This window comes from Eubacterium coprostanoligenes (assembly GCF_900167205.1).
Taxonomy (GTDB): domain Bacteria; phylum Bacillota; class Clostridia; order Oscillospirales; family Acutalibacteraceae; genus Eubacterium_R; species Eubacterium_R coprostanoligenes.
Genome location: NZ_FUWW01000001.1, coordinates 32,987 through 50,441, shown reverse-complemented (window position 1 = coordinate 50,441; position 17,455 = coordinate 32,987). Strand labels below are relative to the sequence as shown.

The 17,455-nt window shown below is 34.7% G+C and carries 11 protein-coding genes; 5 read left to right on the top strand and 6 right to left on the bottom strand.

What is annotated here, in order from left to right; genetic code table 11:
* Positions 1–228: 228 nt before the first annotated feature.
* The gene (locus B5D29_RS00170; protein WP_078767559.1) at positions 229–1,587 is read right to left on the bottom strand and encodes an MATE family efflux transporter; all 1,359 of its coding nucleotides are present in this window, start codon (positions 1,585–1,587) and stop codon (positions 229–231) included.
* A gap of 440 nt (positions 1,588–2,027) precedes the next feature.
* Between B5D29_RS00170 and B5D29_RS08810 the strand changes: the two genes are divergently transcribed.
* Together B5D29_RS08810 and B5D29_RS00165 are read left to right on the top strand one after the other, a co-directional pair.
* Positions 2,028–2,156 carry a hypothetical protein gene (locus B5D29_RS08810; RefSeq protein ID WP_276971340.1) on the top strand — a complete coding sequence of 43 codons (129 nt, stop codon included), beginning with the start codon at positions 2,028–2,030 and terminating at the stop codon, positions 2,154–2,156.
* A 131-nt stretch (positions 2,157–2,287) separates the two neighbouring features.
* A complete protein-coding gene (locus B5D29_RS00165; RefSeq protein WP_078767558.1) occupies positions 2,288–3,328 on the top strand; it encodes an acyltransferase family protein in 1,041 nt (346 codons plus the stop codon).
* A 297-nt stretch (positions 3,329–3,625) separates the two neighbouring features.
* On the opposite strand, the gene B5D29_RS00160 is transcribed toward B5D29_RS00165, so the two are convergent.
* Positions 3,626–5,074 (bottom strand): hypothetical protein, encoded by a 1,449-nt coding sequence (locus B5D29_RS00160; RefSeq protein WP_078767557.1) that lies wholly within the window; start codon positions 5,072–5,074, stop codon positions 3,626–3,628.
* Between the two features lie 166 nt (positions 5,075–5,240).
* On the opposite strand from B5D29_RS00160, the gene B5D29_RS00155 reads away from it, so the two are divergent.
* The 3 genes from B5D29_RS00155 to B5D29_RS00145 are packed head-to-tail and all read left to right on the top strand — an operon-like array spanning position 5,241 to position 9,256.
* The gene (locus B5D29_RS00155; RefSeq protein ID WP_159443356.1) at positions 5,241–6,968 is read left to right on the top strand and encodes a sulfatase-like hydrolase/transferase; all 1,728 of its coding nucleotides are present in this window, start codon (positions 5,241–5,243) and stop codon (positions 6,966–6,968) included.
* Positions 6,969–6,972: 4 nt separating this feature from the next.
* Entirely contained in the window at positions 6,973–9,060 is a 2,088-nt protein-coding gene (gene yidC, locus B5D29_RS00150) for a membrane protein insertase YidC (RefSeq protein ID WP_078767555.1), read from the top strand.
* On the top strand, positions 9,047–9,256 hold the full coding sequence (locus tag B5D29_RS00145) for a hypothetical protein (RefSeq protein ID WP_078767554.1): 210 nt from the start codon (positions 9,047–9,049) through the stop codon (positions 9,254–9,256). The genes yidC and B5D29_RS00145 overlap by 14 nt, the downstream gene beginning before the upstream one ends.
* A gap of 43 nt (positions 9,257–9,299) precedes the next feature.
* On the opposite strand, the gene B5D29_RS00140 is transcribed toward B5D29_RS00145, so the two are convergent.
* The 4 genes from B5D29_RS00140 to ppdK all read right to left on the bottom strand — a co-directional run bounded on the left by B5D29_RS00140 (position 9,300) and on the right by ppdK (position 17,229).
* Positions 9,300–10,580 (bottom strand): hypothetical protein, encoded by a 1,281-nt coding sequence (locus B5D29_RS00140; protein WP_078767553.1) that lies wholly within the window; start codon positions 10,578–10,580, stop codon positions 9,300–9,302.
* Positions 10,573–10,989, bottom strand: coding sequence for a DUF3592 domain-containing protein (locus B5D29_RS00135; RefSeq protein WP_159443354.1), 417 nt, complete (start codon positions 10,987–10,989; stop codon positions 10,573–10,575). The genes B5D29_RS00140 and B5D29_RS00135 overlap by 8 nt, the downstream gene beginning before the upstream one ends.
* A gap of 86 nt (positions 10,990–11,075) precedes the next feature.
* On the bottom strand, positions 11,076–14,357 hold the full coding sequence (locus B5D29_RS00130; RefSeq protein ID WP_078767551.1) for a carboxypeptidase regulatory-like domain-containing protein: 3,282 nt from the start codon (positions 14,355–14,357) through the stop codon (positions 11,076–11,078).
* Between the two features lie 229 nt (positions 14,358–14,586).
* A complete protein-coding gene (gene ppdK / locus B5D29_RS00125) occupies positions 14,587–17,229 on the bottom strand; it encodes a pyruvate, phosphate dikinase (protein WP_078767550.1) in 2,643 nt (880 codons plus the stop codon).
* Positions 17,230–17,455 lie beyond the last annotated feature (226 nt).

Below are 17,455 nucleotides of genomic sequence, written 5' to 3'. Positions count from 1 at the left end.
TGACCAAAATTTTAAGTTAGCACCTGCTAACTCACGCTTATATTATCACATTTTATTTTCTGTGTCAACACTTATTTAATCCGTATAGCAAAAGTAAAAGGGCAATTTTGCAAAAAATCGCTTCTTTGGGCAATAAAAAATCAAACAAATAAAGCGGATTAATTAAATAATCAAGAATATAAAAATATGGAGGCAACTCAAATTGACGAGCTGCCTCCTTTTTTGCTGTTATTCTTTTTGTTGTTCTTTCAAAGCCAATGCCTTGAATTTTTTCTGCTTCTTTAGATATATGATTGCGAGAGGAATATCTGCAAGCAACCACGCCGCCGGAGCCGCATAGCACACGGCATTGAAGCCGATGAGCGGGGTGAAAATGAGTGCTATTGATATCCTGCCTATCAATTCTCCTGCGCCTGCAACTGCATTTGCATATGTGAATCCAAGACCCTGGAGTGTGTTCCTCAAAACAAACAACACTGCAACAAGGCTGAAGCACTCTGCTGTTGCAAGGAGATATTTTTTAGCCGCAAACAAAATTTCTTCGTTTGGCTCTGTCATAAACAATCTTACAATCGGCATACCGACAACAAGCATTGCAACGCTCAAAACAACAGAAAGCATTATATCGAGAACGAATATTTTTTTGACTGATTTTATGATTCTGTCGTAATTTTTAGCACCGTAATTTTGACCAACGAAAGTTTGCGTGCCAACGCTCAAACCGCTCAACGGAATGTTTGCAAGATTTTCTACCCTGCCTGCTGCGGTGAAGCCCGCAATCGTTGCCGTGCCAAATGAATTTACCGCACTTTGAAGAATCATTGAACCTATGGAAGTGACGGTGAACTGCAAAGAAACAGGTATGCCCAATTTCAATTGTATCAAAGCGGTTTTCGTGTCAAATTTGAAATTTTCTTTTGAAACCTCAACGCTTTTGTTATGCCTCAAAATATAGTTACCCGTGAGAACTGCCGCCACGATGTGCGAAATAAGAGTAGCAAGAGCAGCGCCCTCAACGCTCCAATGAAACCCGACAATGAACAGTATATCCAGAACAAAATTCACAAAAATGCTCACTATAAAATAATACAGCGGTTTTTTGCTTTCTCCGACCGCTCTCGAAATTGCGGTAAAATTGTTTGAAAGCATCTGAAACGGAATTGCAAAATAGAGAATATTAACATAAGAGGACGAAAGTCCGAGGATTTCATCCGGTGTTCCGATAAGTTTCAACAGCGGAGTTGAAATGATGTGTGCAATCACAACAAGCAAAATTCCGAGCAAAAGTGACACCGTAATACTGCTTCCGGCAAACCTGTTAATTTTGTTTTGGTCTTTTGCACCAAAAGCCTGCGCCACAGGTATAGTAAACCCGCTTGTAAGACCGAGCGCCGCACCGACAATAAAGGAGTTTATCGAGCCAACTCCACCAACAGCTGCAAGAGCGTCCGTGCTCACATATCGTCCGACAAGAATATTATCCACCAAGGTGTAATTGTACTGCAAAAGTGACGAAGCCATAATCGGTAAAGAGAACCTAACTATACTTTTTATAGGGGCGCCAGTAAGCATTGAATTCTGTTTCATTTTATATTCATCCCACAAAATATTTTTTTCATTATATAACCAAACCGTTTGATTTTTCAATACTTTAAAAGATTTTTATGAAAATATTTTGATTTGTACTATAATATATCTGCAATAATATTGCACCACCCGTTTACAACCCACAATCAGTGAAAATAAAAGCGCCGTGTTCAAGTCCTAAAAAATGTACTCATACCTATTGCCATATTGCCTACCTGCAAAATTTGTGATATTGTAAATTCAGAAATAAGAAATACGGTTGGAGGAGAAACAATTATGTCTGATGAGGAATTTTTGGCAAGCTACAATTCCGACACCGCAACAAAGGAAGAAGAATTGCGATTGATAAACATATTGCTGAATATGCCTGATGAGGACTACTGACGGCACGATTTCTTTAGAAAATCTTTTCAACACAGCCCTGTTTTGGCATTTAGTGAATGCTCTGCCAACACGCCGAATACAACTACTATAAACAGATCCAAAACGGCGACTTTTATAAAAAGAAAATGCTCAACAGCGCCATTGAAAAAATAGACCAAATCCGTGAAGAACTCAAAAAAGAATGAATTGATGTCAGCGGAATAGGTAATTTTCTGCACTCTGAACTGCTTGAAATTTTTCAAGCAGTTTTTGCTATATTGAACAAAATTATGTAATATGATATAATCATTACATACTAATTATAAGAGGTTGAATTATGGGAGAAAACAGCACGCCTTTGCAAAAACCACGATATGACTGGCTTGACGCAATCAAAGCTGTTGCAATGGCATTTGTAATATTTGTGCATTTGGGGCTTAACGGATTCACAACATTTGTAATGTACACAAGTTTTTTGAAATTGCCGTTGTTTTTTGCCGCTTCGGGATTTGTATTTAATCCAAAGAAAAAAATGAGCATAAAACAATTTTTGATTACTCGCTCTCAAAGAATACTTGTGCCGTTTCTTTGCCTGTCAATTATTTTGTGCATCTTCGATTTATTCACATATGACGGCACACTTGTTGAATGGGCAAAACATTCTCTTGATTTGATTTGTATGGGCAAAATTATGTGGTTTTTCCCAACACTGTTTTTGTGCAATTTTTTAATGTTCATCATATTTAAAATCACAAAAGAAAATGACGCATTAGTAATTATAAGTGCTGTGATTTCGCTTGTTTTGGGATATTTTTGCATAACAGGCAAACACATATTTATGACCGTAAACGCAGTGTTTGTGGCTTATCCTATGTGTGTTTTCGGCTATTATCTCAAATCACTTCTTGCTTTAATAAAGAAAAATTATCTTATCATTATTGCAACAATTTCTATGATTATTTTTATTGCTTTACCGGCAATATACAAATACCGCACAGGAAAATTCAACTATATCAATCTTTTTTCATCGCTATACTGTTCGTATTTTTATGATATGCTGGTTGCATTTAGCGGAGTGCTTGCATTTTTCATATTCTTCAGTTTTATGAAATTTCCAAAATTCGTTGTAAAATTTGGTCAAAACACCATCTTTTATTATGCTTTCCACATTCCTGCATGCAATCTGATAATGTTTTTGTTAGCAACTTTTGTGTCGCCAAAATTTGACGCAAGTCTCTTGAGCGCAAGTCGCAAAGGCATACTGATTTATTCGGCGGTAACGCTGTTTACACTAATTGTCCTTGCACCGATTTGTGCACTTGTTAACAAATACATACCGTTCATCGTGGGGTCAAAAAAGAAAAAGTTGAAGCAATGATTAAGCAATGTTTTGAATAAAAAGCGAGCCGATTAATATTCAAAACTATGGTGTTATTTATGTTATACATTATATTTAAGTTAGTTTTATTACTTATAAAAACTTTTTTAAAATAGCATTTATGCCGTTTGGGTTGATTTGGAAAATCTTGTTTTGGTAGGTACTGACACAACCCGATTACGATAAAGACGACGAGTTTTGGTGGCTGTATTTTTAAAATTGCAATCATTTGCAAAACCGAGGTGCTTTGCAGAAATAATAAAATCGTAAGACTGTTTTTGTCTTACGATTTTATTATTATTTAGTATTTTTTATTTCATAAACATTATATAATCTATTTGTATAAATCTTCTTTAAATTTTCATCTTTATTCATTGCCGAGCATTGTTTTTTATAAAAATTGTACACAACAATATATTTATAATCGTATTTATAAATATATTCGGTGTAAGGAGCTTTTTCCATTTCAAACAAAATAACCTTTTTAAGAGAGTTTTCTTTGTTATTTATTTTATCTGAAAAAACCTCTGCTCTTGTATCGTTATAGGCTTTAAATCCTAAAAACTCAAGATACGAACCTTCATCACCAACATTAAACACTTTAACTCCGTCGGGATTTCCATCATAATCGGCAAGAAAATCTCCCACATCTATTTTATATTGTTGAACATTAACTTGCATTTCGTATGCAGAATAAATCGGAACAACAGCAAAAGCACATAATATTATTATCATCACATTTTTTGTAAAAGATTTAAGCTCTTTCAAGTCAAAATAATATGAAAAAACCATTACGGCAGGAATCACCAAAAATGAAAACTGACGAGTTGACATAATTGCCATAAGCACAGTTCCGCCGATAAAATAAACATATCTCAATTCCGTTAACTTTGTTTTATACAATCCATAAAGGCAGAATACGATTGTAATCACAATAAAAAGAACATTTGATGACAAAAATCGTGGTGATCTTACCTCGGAAATCAGTATTGCCAACTCTTCAATATCGAGCGATTTTACAAGATACACTATTGATTCAAAGCCATAAGGATTAATAAGCGCTACAAGCATACTTGCAAAAAAAGCAATCCAAATCGGCAATTTTTTGTAGTGAGTTTGACTGAGAAGTTTCACCTTTTCGCAAACCTTTGCCAAGGATGAAAAATCAAACATATACGGCAACATATATATGAGAAGTATTGGCCAAATCGTTGAATGAATTTGAATTTCAAGAAACGACAACAAAGGAATGACAGCCAACAACTTCACATTATTCTCTTTTACATATTTTTCAAGCACCAAAATCTCGATAGCCAAAAAAAGATATGTAAACAGTTGTGGTCTTGTGTACATAAACTGAACCATAAAAATGTTCATTACCGCTAATGTAAACAAATGCTGAGTGTTTGCTTTTGGTCTGATATACTCAAGAAGTTTATACATAACCAAATCAAACGCAAAATACACAATCAAACAAAACAGCTTAAGCGCAAGTTTTCCACAATACTTGTATATCACCCAAAACAATACGCAACAAAGCCATTTTTGAAATGTAAAATGCAATCCCTCATGAACAGTAAACGGTTCAAATTCAGGATATAATCCATTTTGGAGTATATATCGACCGTGATTGAGCATAAACCATGTATCATTATCCAAATCTCGAATTAAAAAAATCGCTGTCGGAACAGCTATCATAACGAACAATATCAAAATCTTGCGTATTTTTTCTGTCTTAATATTCATATCGTTTCTCCTATATCATTTCTTACAATCAGTATATCATTTATATAATAAATCGTCAATACTCACATAAATATTAACTTATAAAGGAATCTATTTATCTTTTATCACTTGCAAAAAAATACTTATAATGATACTATTATTTTATAATATTTTCAGGAGTTATTATATGAAAAAGAACAAAGACGGAAAATCTGCTCTTAAAATGGAAAAGTATAATATAAAAGAAAAATTTCTCATTTCGGCATTAATTTCATTTGCGGCTTCTTTTATAGTTTTTATATTCAATCCTATAGATATTTTTGCAAACAACGCACAGGAGTTTTCTTTTGCACTTAATGATTTTATTTTGCCTCTTTTGTTATGCTTTCTTATATGTTTTGCTGCGATTTTCGGCATTTTGATGATATTTAACAAACAACTTCTCAATATAATAACATCGGTTATTCTGTCAATTTTTGTATCCGGATATGTATATAATCTAACCGTTGGAAAAGGAATGTTTGTGTCCGGTGATGTAAGAATTGCCCCTGACAAAGTAGAAAATGCGTATTTTATTATTTTGGGCATAACAATGTACATTATATTGCTTCTCGGTCTGTTTCTAAAAAAACAATGGAAAAACATTTGCGTTTTTCTCTGCATTTTACTAATAGCAATGAACTCGGCAACGCTTGTAACCGACTTTACCTCAAAAAATGCGGCAAAAGCCAACGGAGCAAATGTCGAATATGCTCTGTCAGAAAAAAATATGTTCAATGTTTCAGACAAGGAAAATGTTGTTTACTTCCTTTTTGACAGATTTAATAAAATGTTTTACGACGAAATTGTAGAAAAATATCCCGATTATTTCAGCAAAACACTTGACGGATTTACATACTTTGACAATACGGTTTCAACATTTTCAAGGACATATCCGGCTGTTGCGGGAATGATTACCGGCGTAACATATGACGGCAAAACAAGTGCGGACGAATACTTTAAAAAAGCATACACAACCTCTCCATTTTTAAAAGATTTAAAAAAAAATGGCTACAATATTAACCTTTATGTTGACAGATACTATGAATACTCGGACGCAAAATACTTAAAAGACATTGCCGACAACGCAGTAAAAGTAGACGGCTACACCGCTAATCAAAAACGCATTTTAAACTATTTACTCAAATTATCTGAAGGCAGGATTTTTCCTCATAAAATGCCTTCAACAATGTTCATGTTTACGGCTTTCGGAACGGTTTTAAAGTTATCCGACCTTAAAACCGAAGGCAAAATCTATCACGATGACGATGCCGAGGTGTATAAAAACTTAACCGCAAGCGGACTTGACACATATAACAGCGACAAAAACTTTACTTTTATATATTTGCACGGAAGTCACTCGCCGTTTACGCTCAACTCAAATGTTGAAAGAGTTGGCAAGTCAACCTCTATTGAGCAAACAGTCGGTTCTTTTAAAATTATTGATGAATACATCAAGGAACTGAAGCGTTTGGGCGTTTACGACAATACAACCATTGTCATCACAGGTGACCACGGCTATCCGTACACCGACACCGAATCGATGCTCAAATATATGGACAAGGGCACAAGAACCTGTTTATTTGTTAAGCCTAAGAATTCAAAAGGTGAATTAAAAACAAGGCACACTCAAGCATCACTTACCGATATTATTCCTACAATAGTAAAAGACACAAATCTCAAGACAAACCACAATTACGGCAAGAGCTTGTTTGACATTGACGAAAATCAAACAAGAACAAGGATTTACTATCACTCACGATTAAGCGGCGACAGCAAACTGATATTTGACAAATACAAAATAACCGGCTACGCCGCAGACAAAAATAATTGGAAATTCGAAAAATCAATAGATACCAAGCAAGCCTGGTATTAAGGAGATGCGAATGGAATACATTGCCAAACCCTTTGGGTTTATAATGAAATTTTGCTATAATCTTTTTTCAAGCTACGGATTGGCAATTATACTTTTTACATTCATAACAAAGATTATATTATTTCCGATAGCTTTATGGACTCACAAAAATTCATTAAACCTCATTAAAATTCAACCACAATTAAATCATATAAAAGCTAAATATTTTGGAGAGAAAGACAAGATTTCCGATGAACAGTTAAAATTATATAAGCAAGAAAATTATCACCCACTTGCCGGACTTATTCCAATGATTATTCAACTTTTTTTGCTTATGTGTGTCATTCAGATTATCTACAATCCTCTGTCGTACATTCTTTCTCTCGAAAAAGAAGAAATTTCTCAAATTCTCACCTTCATTTGCAATAAAACAGGATTTGATATCACTTCAAATACGGCTCAACTTTTTGCCGTGACAGAAATCCAAGGCGGATTTTCACTTAACAATTCCTGTTCAGGTGCAACTGCAGATCTAATCAAAGCCCTTAATATGGATTTCATTGGATTTGATTTATCTGCCACACCATTTACAACAGGCGGAATAATGTATATTGTTCCGTTTTTGGCAGGATTGTCGGCACTTGCACTTTGTCTTTTCCAAAACATCAAAAATCCGCTTCAAGCAGAGCAATCAAGATTTGAACAAATTGGCACAAATGCCATCTCAATCGGCATCTCACTGATTTTGGGAGGCTTTGTTCCTGCAGGAATCGGATTCTATTGGATATGCAGTAATTTGTTAACTATGGTTCAACAGCTTATTCTCAACTCTGTTATGAATCCAAAAAAATACATTGATTACAAAGAACTTGAAAAAAGCAAGATCGAACTTGAAAAACTGTCATCGGTTGGTGGCAACAACTCACCAAAACGAGGAACAGAGCTATATAAACGAGAAAAACGAGATTACAAACGCTTTTTCTCTGTTGAAAACAAACATCTTGTTATTTATGCTGAAAACGGTGGTTTTTACAAATATTTTGAACGAATCATAAATTATCTTTTATCTAATTCAAACATCATCATTCATTACATAACAAACGACCCAAACGACAATGTATTTAATCTTGAAAAAGAAGAAAAAAAACTCCGTGCATATTTTATCGGAGAAAAAAAGATGATGACCGTTTTTATGAAAATGGATGCAGATATTGTCTTAATGACTACACCTGATTTGGAAACATATTATTACAAGCGTTCATATGTAAAAAAGGACATTGAATATATTTATACAGTTCACGGTCCTATGAGCACACATATGGTAATGAACAAAGGATGCCTTGACCATTTTGACACTATTTTCTGCGTTGGCGATTTCCAAATTCCTGAAATACGCAAACAGGAAAAATTATATAATCTCCCAAAAAAAGAGCTTGTTGTTTGTGGCTATGGATTTTTGGAATTATTGCAAGAAAAATATGACAAAATGCAAAAGACCGAAAATGCCAAGCCTAAAATTCTCATTGCTCCATCGTGGCAAGAAGATAACATTCTTGATTCCTGTATAGATAATTTACTTTACGAATTGCTACAAAAAGGTTATAATGTAGTTGTAAGACCACATCCGGAATATAAAAAGCGTTATCCTAATCGTCTTGAAGCACTTGTTGAAAGATATAAAGATTACGATGGCGATGACCTCACGTTTGAACTTGATTTTTCAAATACGGATTCAATCTACAATTCTGATATTGTTATTACCGACTGGTCATCCACATGCTTTGAATTTTCGTATGTAACCCTTAAGCCGTGTATTTTCATTGATACTCCGCCTAAAATTTACAACGAGGATTACGAAGAAATCGGAATTGAACCACTCGAACTTAAATTAAGAAACTTGATCGGAAAACGATATTCTCCAAACGAGTTTGAAGGAATGTCGACAGATATTGCCAAGATGTTGCAAAATAAAAACGAGTACACAGAAAAAATCAAAGATATTCGCACAAAATATGTGGCAAACTACGGACACAGCGGTGAGGTTGCCGGAAAATACATAATCAGCAAACTGATTCAAAAACAAAAGGAGCAAAAAAAGAATGGAAGAAATTAAATTATACATAGACCCTTCGGTTATGAGCTACACACTTCAATTTGTTGTTGCGGGCGTTGTTACTGTTGGTGCAATAGCAGGAATAATCGTTCGCAAAGCAAAGAAGAAAATCAAAAAGACTCTTAACATCGAAGAAAAAAAGGAAGTTGAAGACGACATCATCGACCTCTCCGAACAAAACAAAACAGAAGAATAAAAAACATAGCGTTTGGAAAAAATCCAAACGCTATATTTTTTATTCAGACATTCTTATAATAATTTTTTATAATTATCCAATCTTCTTTGCTTATCAAACTTTCTAATGGTTCTGAAGAAAAATGATTATATAATTCAACAAATTTACAGAACTTTTTGTAATCAGTATCAAGAGATAAATTTTTTTGATTTTGATATTCTGAAAATACTTTTTTATATATTGACCAGTTTTTTCTCCCAATTTCTATAAATAGCTTGGAAGCATACTCATCACTATATATGCCTTTAATTTCTGTTCCATTTGTTTTCAAAGCTTGATTTAAAACATTATCACAATTTATTTTTAATTTATCCAAAACATATACTGATTTAGCATTTGCCAATACTTCTGAATTAAATTGCCATATTCTATCTGTCTTTTCTCCACATATTCTATCAAATGTATGACTCATTTCATGAAGCATGGCATATGTAATAATATCAAAACCCTTATTTAAATTATAATCTAATGCAGAAGAAATTATTCTATCCAATTCTTCATTATTCAAATATATTGGCAAACCGGCATATCCAAAAGCATCAATATTTTGTGTAACCAAATAAATTGTTTTTCCGTATGTATAATCGTCACTTACACATTCTGTTAATACTTTTCTAAAGTCAGAAAGTCTATCCAAATATAATTTCATTTGTTGATGAGTTTGGTTATCAATTTTTTTCTTTAATACCATTATAATTGAGTCATCATTTGAATTTATAATAGAATAATTATTTAAATCTTTAATGTTTTTAACAGAAATATCATCAACATATATTGTTCCCTTTTCTTTTTTTGTATCATCCCCAAAAACTAAGGAAAAATTTATTTTATCATTGTCATAAGAATAAACTGTAAGAGTTAATTTTTTCCATTCAAAAACATCGTCGCTATTTTTATCGGTTGTTGGCTCTCTTACATCATTAGAAAATACAACATCAGAATTATTATTTTTATCAGATTCATATTTTATATATATTCCCGGCGAATCCTGATTGCCAAATTGTAAGTCCTCGCTGTATATATACAGAGAAATTTCATAAAAACTGTTAGGCATTATACTATCGCATTGAAAATTCATGGCTCCATTTCCATAATCTGAAAAATCTACTTGATAAGCCACTTTTTCATCCTGAAACTCTGCATTCGGATTTAAAACTGCATTTAAAGAAAAACTGTATTTTTCCAATTCAATATTTTGTTTTTTAGATGAACAAGATGTAAAAAGCGAAGATAACATGGATATGCATACAATATAGAGTAATAAATTCTTTAATTTTTTATTCATTTATTTTCCTCTTTATACAAACAAATGCAAATGCGATTACTACTCCTATTACAATTGTTATTCCATAGCCAATTATATTTCTTTTAAAAATAATTTCCGATGGATTCTTTGGGTTAACATAAAACTTTCTGTTACTTCCGATTTTTTTTGAAATAAAAACTCCCGATCTCGATTCTGTTTGATATATTTTTCCGTTTATTTCATAATTATACTTTATAAAAACTGCTGTAACACTCTTTTCAGCCGAACTCACTTCTCTTTGTACTACATCTACGACTGTGCCTTGAACTTTTTCATATTTTGAAACTGTAACAAGAGCATTAACCATTTTAACAGTTGAAAAAACAGATATTACAATTGGAATTATAATCATAATCACCAGTGCTTTAGGATCAAATTTAATTTCCATAATTTCCTCCATATGCAAAAGATATCGGCAACTAAAGAAGTTGCCAATATCAATTTTAACATTTATTTAGAATTATATCACAAAACTCACATATTTGTAATATTATCATGCTTTGTATAATCCATTGTATTAATCGGAGTTATTTCATTTTGTTCTGAATCATAATCAAAAACATGCCAAGCCGTACCTTTTTTATTTGTAGGTACCTTAAATGTTGCAATTAGATTATTTCCATCATAAACTCTTACAACTGCATTTGATTTGGCAAGTTTATCGGAATCAGTAGATGAACGATTGGTATAATCATGAACATAATACTCAAACTTATCATCGCTATTTACTTTTGTAATTGTAACTGTTTCAGGTCCGTAACTATTTGTATCATCAACATCAAGATTTGCATTATCGACTTTTTCATTAGAAAAGAAAACATGATATTTTTGATTATTTACGCAATATAAATGTGAATCCAAGTCAAGAGGTTTCTCACCCCAGGTAAGAATAATTCTGATTGTTCCTTCATTTTTTGGATCATAGCTATTCATAACCACAGATGTATTTGTTGTTTTTCCTCCCTCAATAACAACATTTGTTGCAGACTTACTATAATTTTTAGCTTCTACAACAACAGTATAATATCCCGATTCTAGAGAAACACTTATACCACCGCTAAGACATTCACCACCAAAAACTGCCGTACCGGAAATAACATTCCAGTTTTTGTAAATTTTGAATGTAAAGTTTTCGATTCTTTTTGCTGTTACAGCATCCAAAACATCACATTCTAAGTCACCTTTTTCTGCACCGTTTTTAGACAGGAGTTCATATGTTTGAAGATAGAAATCCCCTTTTATTGCAGTTTCCTTTGATGAATATCTCTTATATCCTGTTGCAGATATCACAATATTATATTCTGCTACCGAAACATTTTCAACAATGAATTCGCCATTTACATCTGTGCTTCCTGTATGGCATAACACATTTCCTTGATATACCTTAACCTCAGCGTGTTTGATTGGTTCGCCCGTTTTTTTATCAACTGCTTTTCCTATCAATCTGCTTTGACCATAAGTGCACTTATTAACCAAATTTGCATTTTCAACATGAACATTTTCTAAAAGCGGACTCTTCGTTTCATTCCAAATTTCTTTTTCTATTGAAAATGATAAATGCTCACCTATTTTAGCAAGTAATGAGCCATCGTCAAGTCCAAATGACAAATATAAATATAATACTCCGTCGCCGCAATTTAATACAGGTGTTACATCAGCATGTCTAACATATGAAACAGCTGCACCAAAACCAATATTAATTGCAATTGCAGCAAGATTAAACGCACTAAGTGCCCACAATCCTAAAGATAATTTTAAACCAAGTTTAGCAGAAGCTTTTACCGATATTCTTTTATCTTTTGAAACAAGTTCATTTACTCTTTTAAATCCTGATTTTTTAGTATAATGAATTCCGCTTTCTGTTGTTAATTTATAGGTTAATGTAATTTCACCTTTAACATTCATAACAGCGTATAATACGACATCACCTGTTAAACCTGTATGACCAAGAGGAACCGAAAATCTTCCTAATTCCCAATCTGCTGCTTTAAATTCTTTGGTTCCGCTTCCATGGGTAATTTCATATCCTGTCTCTAAGCCGGTTGCTTCAACATTACCTGTCAATTCAAGTTTGTTGGTAGTTGTAAAATAGAGTTCGTTTAATGTTGTATTTCTGAATTTAACTGTTGCATCAACTCTTGCTTTAATTTTTGGAATTGAAAAGTCAACATTACCATTAATTTTAATTTTGTCCGTAATATCTTTACTGAAATTAAGACTCAATTTTGCATCTTCAAAATTAAATTCTTTATCTTCATTAATTCTAAATGCATCTGTACCGGTTTGATTTCCACCATTTAGTTTAACACTACCGGTAACGTCATCGGCAAATTCAAACGAATCAACATCTGCATAACTAACTCCCTGAAATTGAAGTGTATTATATACTTCTTCAAATTCCGGTGTAATTGCAGACAAGACATACACATCTCCATCCTTTTTTATGGATGAAATTTTTATTGCAAGTCCACCCGGATATTCATTACTTGCAGGCAAAACTAAAACATCACCTACTGAATACTCTGATGTTTCATCTTTAAGTCTTACTGTGAATGTTGAATCACCGTTTTTCACAGCTCTATATTTAACATTTGGTTTTTTTACATCACTTGAATATTTTACATTTTCATATACTTTGGTTTCATCAATTTGTTCTGATGCTTGTATTTTTTCAATATTTGCAAATATTTGATTTTTATCAGTTTCACTCAACGCTAAATTAGGATTAAATTTTCCATCTTTTAAGCTCAAAAAATGATTACGAATTGCTACCGAAACCTCATTCGGATAAGTTATATCTTCTGAATCCGAGAATGTAAGTATGTCAATGTTATCTGTTTCAAACTCAAGAAGATGAACCGTTGTATATACAGCAAACTCTCTTGTAGCCTCATCATTTGGATAAAACATTTTTACATCATTTTCAGGATCATAATCTTTATCAGCAGATGCAGGCAAACATCCAATATTTTCAGCCAATTGAATATAATCTGCATATTCACTTTCTGAAACATCAGCGTATGAGTAACCTCTTTCTTTATCAACAAGAGAAACATCGCTTCCGTTCTCTTGCAAAAGCATTTTTACCCACTGACCCTTTGAATATGTAATTGTACTATTTGTTTTTTCAAAGGTTGCTTCCTTATCCATCATTGATTCAGGAATATATCCTTCAATATAAGTCTGTGCTTTATTATTACTATCGGATGCTGAACCTCCAAGCGAACCATCTTCCGAAGACGAATCCGAATCAGATTTATCTTCATTGTTTGTATCATTTTGTTCAGGTTTATTTACAGAATTTCTTTTTTTAACAGTCACCGCCTTTATAGAAGAATACTTTCCATAAATTGTCTTTTTACCAACTTTTTTATACGCTCTAATCTTTACATAATATTTTTGACCGTTTTTCAGATTTTTAACGCTATATGTTATGATTTTTTTCTTGTTTTGTTTTGATGTTGGATTAATCCTAACGAATTTTGTTTGCTTCTTTTTAAATTTTTTTGATTTTGAATATGCCAATTGATAGCCTTTTGCTTTCTTAACTTTGGCAAATGACACATCAAAACCATTTGCATTATTTACTTTTACTTTTAAGCCTTTTGTCGATGCGACACTTTGTGTGGCAGCTTTTGCTACCAACGGATGAAATACGCTTGTATTTCCTGCAAAACAAGTAGGCATCACCATCAGTATTGCAAGAAACATAGATATAAATCTTTTTATAAATCCATTATGACTAATTTTTTTCATTATTTTTCCTCCAAATAAAAAATTTTTAATATTATAGCACATTAGTTTTCAAATTACAATATGTTACCTTGTTGTTCTTTTATAGTAACTATTTTATATAGAACAAAACTTACTGAAATTATGTTTTTTATACATTAAACTCAATAATTATATTAAAAAATACCGAGGCTCGAATGAGCCTCGGCTTTGTGTTATGCCGTTAAAACGGCGATATTGCATTATGCGATGATTAGTTGTTCATTTCAGCGATTGCAGCCTGAGCTGCTGCGAGGCGAGCGATAGGCACACGGAATGGTGAGCATGAAACATAATCAAGACCAATCTTGTGGCAGAATTCAACTGATGTTGGGTCGCCGCCGTGCTCACCGCAGATACCGCAGTGGAGTGATGGGCGAGTAGCCTTACCGTTCTTAACTGCCATTTCCATAAGCTGACCAACACCTGTTGTGTCGAGTCTTGCGAATGGATCGCTTTCGAAGATCTTCTTGTCATAGTAAGCGTTGAGGAACTTACCTGCGTCATCACGGCTGAAGCCGTATGTCATCTGTGTAAGGTCGTTTGTACCGAAGCAGAAGAACTCAGCTTCCTTAGCGATGTCAGCTGCTGTAAGAGCTGCACGAGGAATCTCGATCATTGTACCAACTTCGTACTTCATTTCTACGCCTGCAGCTGCGATTTCTGCATCTGCAGTTGCAACAACGATATCCTTAACATACTTGAGTTCCTTTGTGTCACAAGCAAGTGGAATCATAATTTCAGGAGCTACTGTCCACTCAGGATGAGCCTTCTGAACATTGATAGCTGCACGGATAACAGCCTTTGTCTGCATCTTTGCAATTTCAGGATATGTAACTGCAAGACGGAGACCACGGTGACCCATCATTGGGTTGAACTCGTGAAGAGATGCGATGATAGCCTTGATTTCTTCTACAGACTTACCCTGAGCCTTTGCAAGCTTCTCGATGTCAGCTTCTTCAGTTGGAACGAACTCGTGAAGAGGTGGGTCCAAGAATCTGATTGTTACAGGACAACCCTCAAGAGCTTCGTAAAGAGCCTCGAAGTCGCCTTGCTGATAAGGAAGAATCTTCTCAAGAGCAGCTTCTCTTTCTTCTACTGTGTCTGAACAAATCATTTCTCTGAAAGCAGCTATTCTGTCTTCTTCAAAGAACATATGCTCTGTACGGCAAAGACCGATACCTTCAGCGCCAAGCTCTCTTGCCTTCTTTGCGTCAGCAGGAGTATCAGCGTTTGTGCGAACCTTAAGCTTTCTGAACTCGTCAGCCCAAGCCATAATTCTGCCGAATTCGCCTGCGATTTGAGCATCAGCTGTTTCAATAATACCGTCATAGATATTACCTGTTGAGCCGTCGATTGAAATATAATCACCTTCGTGGAATTCCTTGCCTGCGAGAGTGAACTTCTTGTTTTCTTCATCCATGTTGATGTCGCCGCAACCTGATACACAGCAAGTACCCATACCACGAGCAACAACGGCAGCGTGAGATGTCATACCGCCACGAACTGTGAGGATACCCTGAGCAGCCTTCATACCTGTGATGTCTTCAGGTGAAGTCTCAAGACGAACAAGGATAACCTTCTCGCCTCTTTCGTTCCAAACTTCTGCGTCTTCAGCTGTGAACACAACCTTGCCACAAGCAGCACCAGGAGAAGCGCCAAGACCCTTACCAATTGGAGTAGCAGCCTTGAGAGCAGCAGCGTCAAACTGTGGGTGGAGGAGTGTGTCGAGGTTACGAGGGTCGATCATAGCAACTGCTTCTGCAGGAGTCTTGTGACCTTCGTCAACGAGATCGCAAGCGATCTTAAGAGCAGCAGGAGCTGTTCTCTTACCGTTACGGCACTGAAGCATATAGAGCTTCTTGTTTTCTACTGTGAATTCCATATCCTGCATATCGTGGTAGTGATTCTCAAGAGTTTCGCAAACCTTGATGAACTCAGCGTATGCTTCAGGGAATTCTTGTTCCATCTGAGCGATTGGCATAGGTGTACGAACACCGGCAACTACGTCCTCGCCCTGTGCGTTGATAAGGAATTCACCCATCAACTTATTTTCACCGGTTGCAGGGTCACGAGTGAAGGCAACGCCTGTACCTGATTGATTGTTAAGGTTACCGAATACCATAGGCATTACGTTAACTGCAGTACCCCATGAATAAGGAATATCGTTATCTCTACGATAAACATTTGCACGAGGGTTGTCCCATGAACGGAATACAGCTTCGATAGCAAGCTTGAGCTGTTCAACAGGGTCTGAAGGGAAGTCTGAACCGAGTTGCTTCTTGTACTCAGCCTTGAACTGTGTAGCAAGTTCCTTGAGATCTGCTGCTGTAAGTTCTACGTCGTACTGAACGCCCTTTTCTTCCTTCATCTTGTCGATAAGTTGCTCAAAGTACTTCTTACCAACTTCCATAACTACATCAGAGAACATCTGGATGAATCTTCTGTATGAGTCATATACAAAACGCTCGAAAGCAGGATCATCGTTACCTGCGATCATTGTTGCAACTACTTCGTCGTTAAGACCAAGGTTGAGGATAGTATCCATCATACCAGGCATTGATGCTCTTGCACCTGAACGAACAGAAACGAGAAGAGGATTTTGCTTATCACCGAACTTCTTGCCGTTGATTTCTTCCATCTTCTTAACGCCTTCCATAACCTGAGTCATGATTTCGTCATTGATTTTACGACCATCTTCATAATACTGTGTACAAGCCTCTGTTGTAACAGTGAAGCCCTGTGGTACAGGAAGACCGATCTTGGTCATCTCTGCAAGGTTTGCGCCCTTACCACCAAGCAAATTACGCATGGTCATGTCGCCTTCTTCAAACATGTATACCCATTTGTTTGACATTTGAGTTACCTCCTAAAATATTAAATACATTGTTGTTTATTCTGCGGAAAATACGACAACGCAGAATAATCCGATAAAAGTATAACATAGAATAACCGCAATTTCAAACATTTTTTTGAATATTTAAGGAATAATTATAAATATACTATAAAACGGTTGAAAATTCGGTGGAAAAGGTGCATAATATACCAAACTGATATTTTATTTACTACTATCGAAAGAGGTT

What these genes read in the sequence shown, in the direction of transcription:
- B5D29_RS00130 (WP_078767551.1), bottom strand. Translation starts at nt 14,357, where the DNA reads ATGAAAAAAATTAGTCATAATGGATTTATAAAAAGATTTATATCTATG.
- B5D29_RS00160 (WP_078767557.1), bottom strand. Translation starts at nt 5,074, where the DNA reads ATGAATATTAAGACAGAAAAAATACGCAAGATTTTGATATTGTTCGTT.
- yidC (WP_078767555.1), top strand. Translation starts at nt 6,973, where the DNA reads ATGCGAATGGAATACATTGCCAAACCCTTTGGGTTTATAATGAAATTT.
- B5D29_RS00170 (WP_078767559.1), bottom strand. Translation starts at nt 1,587, where the DNA reads ATGAAACAGAATTCAATGCTTACTGGCGCCCCTATAAAAAGTATAGTT.
- B5D29_RS00145 (WP_078767554.1), top strand. Translation starts at nt 9,047, where the DNA reads ATGGAAGAAATTAAATTATACATAGACCCTTCGGTTATGAGCTACACA.
- B5D29_RS08810 (WP_276971340.1), top strand. Translation starts at nt 2,028, where the DNA reads ATGCTCTGCCAACACGCCGAATACAACTACTATAAACAGATCCAAAAC.
- B5D29_RS00165 (WP_078767558.1), top strand. Translation starts at nt 2,288, where the DNA reads ATGGGAGAAAACAGCACGCCTTTGCAAAAACCACGATATGACTGGCTT.
- B5D29_RS00135 (WP_159443354.1), bottom strand. Translation starts at nt 10,989, where the DNA reads ATGGAAATTAAATTTGATCCTAAAGCACTGGTGATTATGATTATAATT.
- ppdK (WP_078767550.1), bottom strand. Translation starts at nt 17,229, where the DNA reads ATGTCAAACAAATGGGTATACATGTTTGAAGAAGGCGACATGACCATG.
- B5D29_RS00140 (WP_078767553.1), bottom strand. Translation starts at nt 10,580, where the DNA reads ATGAATAAAAAATTAAAGAATTTATTACTCTATATTGTATGCATATCC.
- B5D29_RS00155 (WP_159443356.1), top strand. Translation starts at nt 5,241, where the DNA reads ATGAAAAAGAACAAAGACGGAAAATCTGCTCTTAAAATGGAAAAGTAT.